Source organism: Acinetobacter sp. AKBS16 (genome assembly GCF_002899995.1).
Lineage (GTDB): Bacteria > Pseudomonadota > Gammaproteobacteria > Pseudomonadales > Moraxellaceae > Acinetobacter > Acinetobacter baumannii.
Genome location: NZ_POYH01000080.1, coordinates 153,972 through 162,361, shown reverse-complemented (window position 1 = coordinate 162,361; position 8,390 = coordinate 153,972). Strand labels below are relative to the sequence as shown.

6 protein-coding genes are annotated in these 8,390 nt (G+C 37.0%); all 6 read right to left on the bottom strand.

The genetic code is table 11. The features are described 5' to 3' along the window. On the bottom strand, nucleotides 1-2,259 hold a 2,259-nt coding region (locus C1642_RS14660), incomplete at its 3' end, for a TonB-dependent receptor (protein WP_103236495.1). Nucleotides 2,260-2,344: 85 nt separating this feature from the next. Further along, nucleotides 2,345-2,962, bottom strand: a complete 618-nt coding sequence (locus tag C1642_RS14655) for an RraA family protein (RefSeq protein ID WP_057053963.1) — start codon at nucleotides 2,960-2,962, stop codon at nucleotides 2,345-2,347. Then, the gene (locus C1642_RS14650) at nucleotides 2,949-3,719 is read right to left on the bottom strand and encodes a (2Fe-2S)-binding protein (RefSeq protein WP_103236494.1); all 771 of its coding nucleotides are present in this window, start codon (nucleotides 3,717-3,719) and stop codon (nucleotides 2,949-2,951) included. The genes C1642_RS14655 and C1642_RS14650 overlap by 14 nt, the downstream gene beginning before the upstream one ends. Before the next feature lie 12 nt (nucleotides 3,720-3,731). Continuing rightward, nucleotides 3,732-5,642: an IucA/IucC family protein gene (locus tag C1642_RS14645; protein WP_103236493.1), complete on the bottom strand. Its 1,911-nt coding sequence runs from the start codon at nucleotides 5,640-5,642 to the stop codon at nucleotides 3,732-3,734. A gap of 9 nt (nucleotides 5,643-5,651) precedes the next feature. Next, nucleotides 5,652-7,493 carry an IucA/IucC family protein gene (locus C1642_RS14640; protein ID WP_103236492.1) on the bottom strand — a complete coding sequence of 614 codons (1,842 nt, stop codon included), beginning with the start codon at nucleotides 7,491-7,493 and terminating at the stop codon, nucleotides 5,652-5,654. A gap of 11 nt (nucleotides 7,494-7,504) precedes the next feature. After that, the coding region (locus tag C1642_RS19580) for an MFS transporter (RefSeq protein ID WP_228153910.1) at nucleotides 7,505-8,390 on the bottom strand (886 nt) is incomplete at its 5' end.

The window sequence follows — 8,390 nt, the reverse complement described above, 5'->3', positions numbered from 1 at the left end:
CGGATTAGCATTAGAGACGGCTGCTTGCTGAGCAAATACTGTTCGATACTGACGGTTCCACACATTATAAACACCAAAATCTACACGACCTTTCCAAGCCGGGAAATGTGCTAATACATCCATAGTGGTATAACCTTTGATTTGCGCAGCACTATTCGCATCATTCTTTACAGCGTTTTGGAAAGCTTCATCTTGAGTTGTTGCAAATGCGGCTAATTCACGGTCATCTTTATAAGCTTTATTTGTTCCTTTAATAGCTTGCATCTGAACACGAACACCATACCCTTCATTATTATCCCATTCAGCAAAAAGGGTTCCTTTCACTGGAGCAACCGTAAATGAGTTTAATTCATGCCATTTATTCGCCACGTCTTTATACTGACCACGGGTATATCCTAAAGTGCCACCGACTTTATAATTTTCCATAAATGGATAACTAATAGTTGCTTCCGCCCCGTATACTCTTTGATCTGTATCTACAACCTTTGCTGCACGATTGTTGAATTGGACAGTTTTATCCGAAGTATTGTAAAAACCAGTCAATCCCAGATTTAAGCCATCATCCTGATTCAAACGCCAACCTAGTTCATAACTATTTACTGTAATTGGCTGTAGATTTGCTGTTGAAACGGTATAAGTAGAAACATCGCGCAACATACGTTGTACGTCAGGGAAACTAAAGCCCTGAGAGAAATTAGCATATACCTGCTGTGCATCTGTAAGTTTATAAACTGCACCTAAATTAAATAACGGCTTATCATCATGTGTTGATCCTGCCGGAACCATTGTTGTCTCTCGGCTAGGAATATAAGCATCGGTATCCGCTTGAATATATTGGTAACGAATACCTGCTTGCAAGTTCAATTTATCCGTAACTGCATAATCGCTTTGAACAAATGCTCCAATATTTTGAATTTCAGTGTTTGGTCCATAACCTTTACGTTGGCCTGTTGGTGTATACACTAAATAAGGATATTGAGTTGCCAAAATATCAACAAATTGCTTATCTTTTTCCCAATCATAATCAAGGCCATAGGTTATTTTCATATCCCGATTGGCAATATTAAGATCGGTTTGCATAGTTGAACGTAATCCAGCTACTTCAATTTCTGATTGAGACTGGTTTACAGAAGTCACGGATTTATTTGATAGGCCATATGGGAAGAAACGTGATTTTTCATTTCTATAATATGCTTCAACATTTAGTATTTGGCCTAAAAAGTCTTGATTTTGATACTGTGAATTAACAGCATAACGCTCGGTAAATAATGGATTACTAAGCTTTAAACCTTTAATTGCCTTATAAGTTGGCGTTGTAGCATCATTACTCTTAGAGGTTGTCGGTAAATAAGAGTAATCCGGTCCGTAGTCAGTATCCTGCTTATCTTTATAGTACTGGGCACCAAAGCTCAATGTCTGAGTATCATTTAAATTGAAATTTAAACGCCCATTTACATCGATAGTATCAGTGTCCATCGTACTACCTTGCCAAGGGCTTAAGGAAATTCTATCGCCATTTCCATCAAATTGAGACCCTCTACTTGTAAAATTAGCTCCTAAGAAACCATCCATATTGCCTTTATTAAATGAGACAGATTGTCCGACTTCATAAGCTAAGCCGTCACTACGGAATGTATCTGAAGATGTAATGCCTACTTTTGTTTCAAAGCTAAGTGGTTTAGATGTATCTGCTCTTTTAGTAATAATATTAATAATACCGCCAGTAGCACCTGACCCATAAATACTAGTCGCACCTGAAATTACTTCAATGCGTTCAATCATACCAGGACTAATACTATTTAATTGACGAGAAACATCGCGAGAACCTGTTTGCGAAACGCCATCGATCATGACTAATACGTTTCGTCCACGCATTGTCTGACCATAATTACTTGTTGTTCCACTACTTGATGCAAGAGATGGTACAAGTTGAGCAAGAATATCAGCAACTTTACGACCCGCCGTAGCTTGCTGGATAATTTGTTTCTGATCAATAGATTGAACTGTACCTGCAATCTCTGCAATATTTTTTGGTGTACGAGTCGCAGTTACTACAATCTTTTGCAATTGGGTTACTGGTTTTTGTGTTGCATTTTCGCTTACCTCAGCCGTTTGAGTTACGGTTTCTGCATAAGCCTGCTGTGCAAAAATAGCCGATATGGCAAGACAACAAGGTGTCATCTTAAAAAGTACTTGTTTTGAACGTATGTGATTACGTGATTTAACCCCAATCTTATTGTTTACATTCATTTTTTCCATTTCTCCCTAGCCCAAATGTTACTCAACGATTTTTCAAGAGGCACGACATCATACTAAATACAAACATTAATGAGAATGATTTTTATTAAAAATAATAGTCATCTATCTTATTTTTTAAAAAGAATTCATTTTTCTTATTTTGTTCATTTTGCTCAAGCATTTGAAATTCTTTTAAATATTGCTGTGCCACATCCATTTTTATTATAAATATTCCATCTGCATCCCCTACAATCAGATCTCCAGTTTGTATAATGGTATGATTAATATGAATCTTGGCATCTATTTCAACGAGACTTTCCCCTTCATTACGAGTGGTTAAACAACTGGTTGTATGAGCAAATATAGGAAGTTTGAGTTTAAGTAAAGCCTGCCGATCTGTAATAGCACCTAAGACCACAACCCCAGCCAGACCACAGTGTATAGCAGCTACGCTCCTTTGCTCTCCCCAGCAAGCACGTTGTAGATCATATCTTGCATCAATAACGAGAACTTCATTTGGTTGACAACTCATCAAGACTTGTCTTAAACCACTCGCATTGATCGATTCAATCCGAACTGTACGTACAATCCCTACCACCTTATCTTCAGGTCTTAAGGGGAATACCTGAGGAATATATCCCTGATCAAGTACATGACCAATAGTAGAGGTTGCTATTTCTTTATATGCTGTAACAAGTGCTTTAGAAGTATTAATTTGATTCATCTTTAAATTTTCCGATTTCTTTTAAACGTAAGGGACAATTACGGCATAAGGTCTGCTCAGCCTCTTCGAGCTGAAAATAAAAACAGCATTTTTGTCTCATAAAAGTATTAAATTCTAGATGCCATCCATTCCATAAACGCACAAATGGATTTTCAGTTAAATAAAAACTTTCGGCAGCTTTTGACTTAAAGAATTGTTTTTGCTGTTCTAACCGAGACTGTATATCCGGATTTAGATTTTGATTTGTAAAAGAATGATAAAACTGTACTACTCGAACAGCTACATTTTCCCAGAGTAATACATAAGGTACGCGACCTATTTTCGCTAACTGCTTAAATAGCACATTCAGTTGTTCTATCAAGTCATTAAACTCTTGCAAATGTATAATCTGAAAAGAATAAAAACTTGTTTGGTTTAACTGTAAAGTCCTATCCCAATACCATTGTTCCGGCAAGTCTATAACTAATGCTGAACTATCCCATTTTACAAATGGCAAAACAGCCACATGGCAATATAAAAAAGGTAAGATCCAACTTGTACACCAATATTTGACAAACAATGAGGTCGCACAAGTTAGATTTTTAGCATGAATACGTGTTGCAAAATCCTGTAACACCTGTCGACATATATCATCATTCAACAGACAATCTAAGGTTGTTGAACTTTCAGGTAGTATTTGAACATTTAATTTCAGACGCTGTTGCAATATAGGCAGAGTTGCACACTTCTCTGCCTGTATTTTAAAAGACGTATTCATCGTCAGATATCACTAACAATTTAAGGCATACCAAAGTGGGTTTCGGGTTTTCCCAATTCCCGATGGCATACTACCAATCCGTGTATCTTGTTCTAGCAAAGGTCGAAGTAACTGCTTATATGGCCATTCAGGCACTTCAAATAGTAAATGTTGGAGCTGGGCCAAAATCTCTGGCTGGAAGTTTAGATTTTGAATAACTTGCTGTAACGCATGAGCAAGTACAGACCATAGATTCTTAACTTCAATTTGATAATGACTAGCTAAATTATCAACAATACACCCTAGATTAACCTGAATACCTAAAGTTTGAATATAAAATAACAGAGCCTCTACCGATTCATGATAAAGCGTATTTTTAAAATCATGTGGACTCAAATAATTAGGATCTTTTAATCCGTTTTGCTCTACCCAAGGTAAATAAATACGTAATGAATCATGATCACGGAACATCAATCCATCAAATTCGCCATTTTTCAACACAAGACATATGTTTTGCCCATGAATTTCACCCATAAGCCCTAAGCGGAATAATCGCAAATTTACATCAAAGAAACATGTACACAGTTTCTCAAACTCGATAAGTATCTGCTTGGAATTTATGTCCTTGTGTTGAAGCTGCAAAATATAATCAAAAATGGCAGGCTGATCCATAATTGTATGTCCAAGACTTGCCATTGGTATAAGTTGATAAGGTTCTTGCAATAATTCAGCTGGAATATGACGGCGCTGAGCTGCCAAATGGGTAGGTTTCTCTACAAATAACCACTCATTGTCTGCTGTCCGGTCATTTTGCTTCTCGGGTAAATATGACCACCATTGTGTTTCTTCACAAAGCCATAATTTTTGTTTTAAGACAGCATCTTTTGCCTTGGCTTGCTGTAATAATTTCTGATTTTTTTCACCATTAATCATTTTCACAATAGGCAAAAATCTTAATGAACCAAGAGCTTTAATTCCTATCGGTAATTTTAAACTTTCTTCTAAAACATTTTTTGATAAGAGGCTACGCATAGACGCGCTGGCATACATTCCTTTAGAGATAAAATTCAAAGGATGACAAACGCCGTCGGCAATATCATCCGCATAGAACTTGGGAAATAAATGCTCAAATTGCCAAGGATGAATTGGCATTGCAATGTGGGTTTCATTTAACCCACGTTGAAACATTTCCTGTTTTAATTGATATCGCTCAGAACGAGGAATAAAAATTTCGCTTGGCTGTTGTTTGAAAATATTTTCTACCCCTTCACCAAACATCATTTTATCTTTATGTACAGCCACCCAATGAATAGATAATTCTTGAGCGAATTCCGGACAATATTGCATATACTCTTGCTGACTGAGACCTTCTTTTAATTTGGCTAAAGGATGATATGGGCGGTCCCGATAACCTGCATATTGTTCTAAAATGCGGAATCTATGTGCCAAGCTTTGATTCAATAAATCATGTGCATTTACCCGATGCTGTTGTAATAAATGATATTGCTTTAAACATTTTTGCAGCTGCTCATAAAAGGCTTGAACTTTATCAGCACTACAATGATTAAAAAGACCTATCGCTTGAATAAACTCAAAAAGTTCTATTATCCCAATCACATTGATCTGAACATGATCATTTGTGCGTTCCAATAGAAAAACTTCTGTTTCATTAGCAAACTTCCAGGCTTGAGTAATACCTTTTTGTACCGTAAACATGACCAAGCCTTGCCGATTCTCTTCGTGTAATAGCACAAAAGAAAATTGTTCAGACGTGTTTTTAAATACTTCTTGAAGATTTTTGCCATGTTGATTTAGCGCAGTTTGGGCAGTCGCAAAATCAAAAATAAACTGTTCAGGAATAATCGTTTCAACCAGTAGGCTATTGATAAAATCCTGTAAGATTCCTTGGTTCATTACTTGATAAACGGGCTGAAGTGCATTCATAGATAAATCTCACTTCACCTGCAATTTAAAAGGAGCTAACGGGTTATCGACAAATTTAATTTGTATACTACGATCGCCAAATAAACGCCGTTTAGTTAATGACTCAATGCGCAATTTTTCGGCAAAAACATCAAATAATTGGTAACGTGAAGCATGCTCTGGATGTTGCTGCTGGTAATTTTGGATGACTTCCGCAGCCCATTGCCAGAATTTTTTTTCTAGCAGATCAAAGTTTTGATTTAAAAATATTGCAATATCGGTTAAAGCGACAAAAAACAGACAGGCACAGCTAAAATCACGAATACCATTTAAATCATCTGTCAAAATAAATGACATACTGTTGGTTTTTGCATGCTCAGGCGGCAACTGATCGAGTTCAGGAGCCAATTCAGGGTGTGCTAAATGTGCTGGACTATAGCGCACACCATCATGGAAGTCTTTTAAAAGAACTCGCGTTGGCCAACCTTGTTTATGTACAAGAATAATATTTTGGCCATGTGATTCAGTTGCAATTCCCTCCGCAAAAAGTAAATGAATCAAAGGAGTAATTACAACTTTCAAAAGTTGACGTGTCCATGATTCAACACCATATTGCTGTAACCATGGTGTAATTAATGCTTGCCCATCTTTTTGGATATGACTCACGCCATTTAACGGTATTGCATCTTCACCTTCACGTAAATATTGATGCACACTCTCACGCCATAGACATCCAATTGTGCCATAGGCCTGTTGAGCATGTGATTTTGGCAATTTAGTAAAATCCACGCTTAAACCATACACTTCACGTAATACAGCAAAATCAAGCTCTTGGGCGGTTTTGCTCTGTTTAATTAAGCGTTGCAACCAGTCTGTAATAATTGGCCCATTCATTACTGTATGTTTAGCCAGAACACGTGAGCTTGATGTATTAGTTAGACTCATCGACAGTTTGATATAAGGCTTTTCCGGATGCTGCAAGTTAGTCATAGTGCGTAGAGATTGTTGGGCTAGATAGCGATCCTGACTTTGCCCTAAATAAACAATTTTGCCATTTAGAATTTCTTCAGCAAAAATAGAAATTAAATGGTTTTCCCATTGCCAAGGATGAACCGGAATCCAAATATATTCATCAGCCTTCAAATCACGATCTGAGAGATGTTGCAGGAATAGCTCTTGTTCTTGTGAATTCAATTGCTCCTTAAAAAATGAATCTGGTTCTATATCTTCTGAATTTTTTTTTGCAACAATGTCCTGATGCACAGCCAACCAGACCAAGGCGATTGGTTGGGCGAACTCCACACCATAGCGTACATTGTCTTGTAAACTAAAACCTACACGTGACTTGTAACACGGATGATATGGATGACCATCCATTAAATATGATTCTAAAATATCATATGGATATTGAGTTGCTGGCAAAGCATAGTGATCAAAACATGCTTGAGACTGTAAATCATGAATAAATGTTCGTTTTAATTCAAAAATAAAATCTTCAACTTTTGCTGCATCGGTTATGGTTCTAAGAATTTCATCAATAACTAAATTTAAAGTAGCAATCTGATAATGACCGTTTTCATCTTGACGAAATACATCCTGATTGCGGGCGAGACGTAACAGCTTGTAACTATATTGTCTTTGCCCTGCAGCGACATAACGAATGGTTTGGCGCTGACTATTTTGTATTTCTATAATAAAATTTTTTCCATCATATTCTGAATGAATAATATCTTCAAAAATTAAAGCTTGAAGTAATTGTTTAATAACACGTTGCTCAACATATTTTGCCTGATCCGAATTTGGATGCTGCCAAGCCTGTAAAGCATTTTGAATCACATGTGTATTTGATAAAACTGGATGTAATTGTCCCATTTTTATGAATCCTATTTCTTTAATTGGTCGATTCTGTACTGTTCAGGAAAACGCCATGCGAAAGGCAAAGTGCAAAGTATAAGAATTGCACAACACACAAAGATTTCCTGCATAGTGTGAAATGATGTAAATATTGCTTGAGTATTTAACGGCAATGATTGTTGTCTTAGCTGAAGATATAACGCGGCAATAACGACTGCCACTGCAGCAAAAATACGTCGGAATAAATTATTTAGAGCGGCCGCTTGAGTAACTAGATGCTGTTGCTGCTGGCGTAAGCTGTTCAAACCTGCCGTAGTCGATGGCATATAAGAAAGTCCCATTCCTAAGCCATGTAATATCATACAAAACACAATGAACCAGACATTTTGTACAGGTGCCCAAGCAAGCAAAAGAAAAGAAGCCACAGTAATCATTTGTCCAAGAGACATGATTTTTGCAGCACCGTAACGATCTAGATATTTTCCTGCAGGTTGACTACAAATACCGGTAACTACTGCACTGCTCATTAGCGCAAAACCAGTCCAAAGCGGACTTAACTTTAGAAGGTGCTGTATCCATAGTGGAATGAGCAACATGCCAATAAATAAGCCTACTGTTTGTGCCACACAAATGACTAAGCTGTAGCGGAAACCCTTCGTAGCAAACAAAGCTGGCTCGATTAATGGCATAGACTTATTCTTTTGTACAAAAATAAATCTTATAAAAAGCAGTACACTTAGAACTAAAAGCGCACCATATAGAGGTTGAAATAAGTCCTGAATTTGATGGATTTGGCTCAGTGTCCCAAGTAATAAAACTATGCTTGAACCGAGAAAAAAGAAGCCTGCCCAGTCAAACTCTTGCTTATTGTCCCCTTGCTCTTTAGGTAGAAAAACATAGCCTAAAATTAATGCC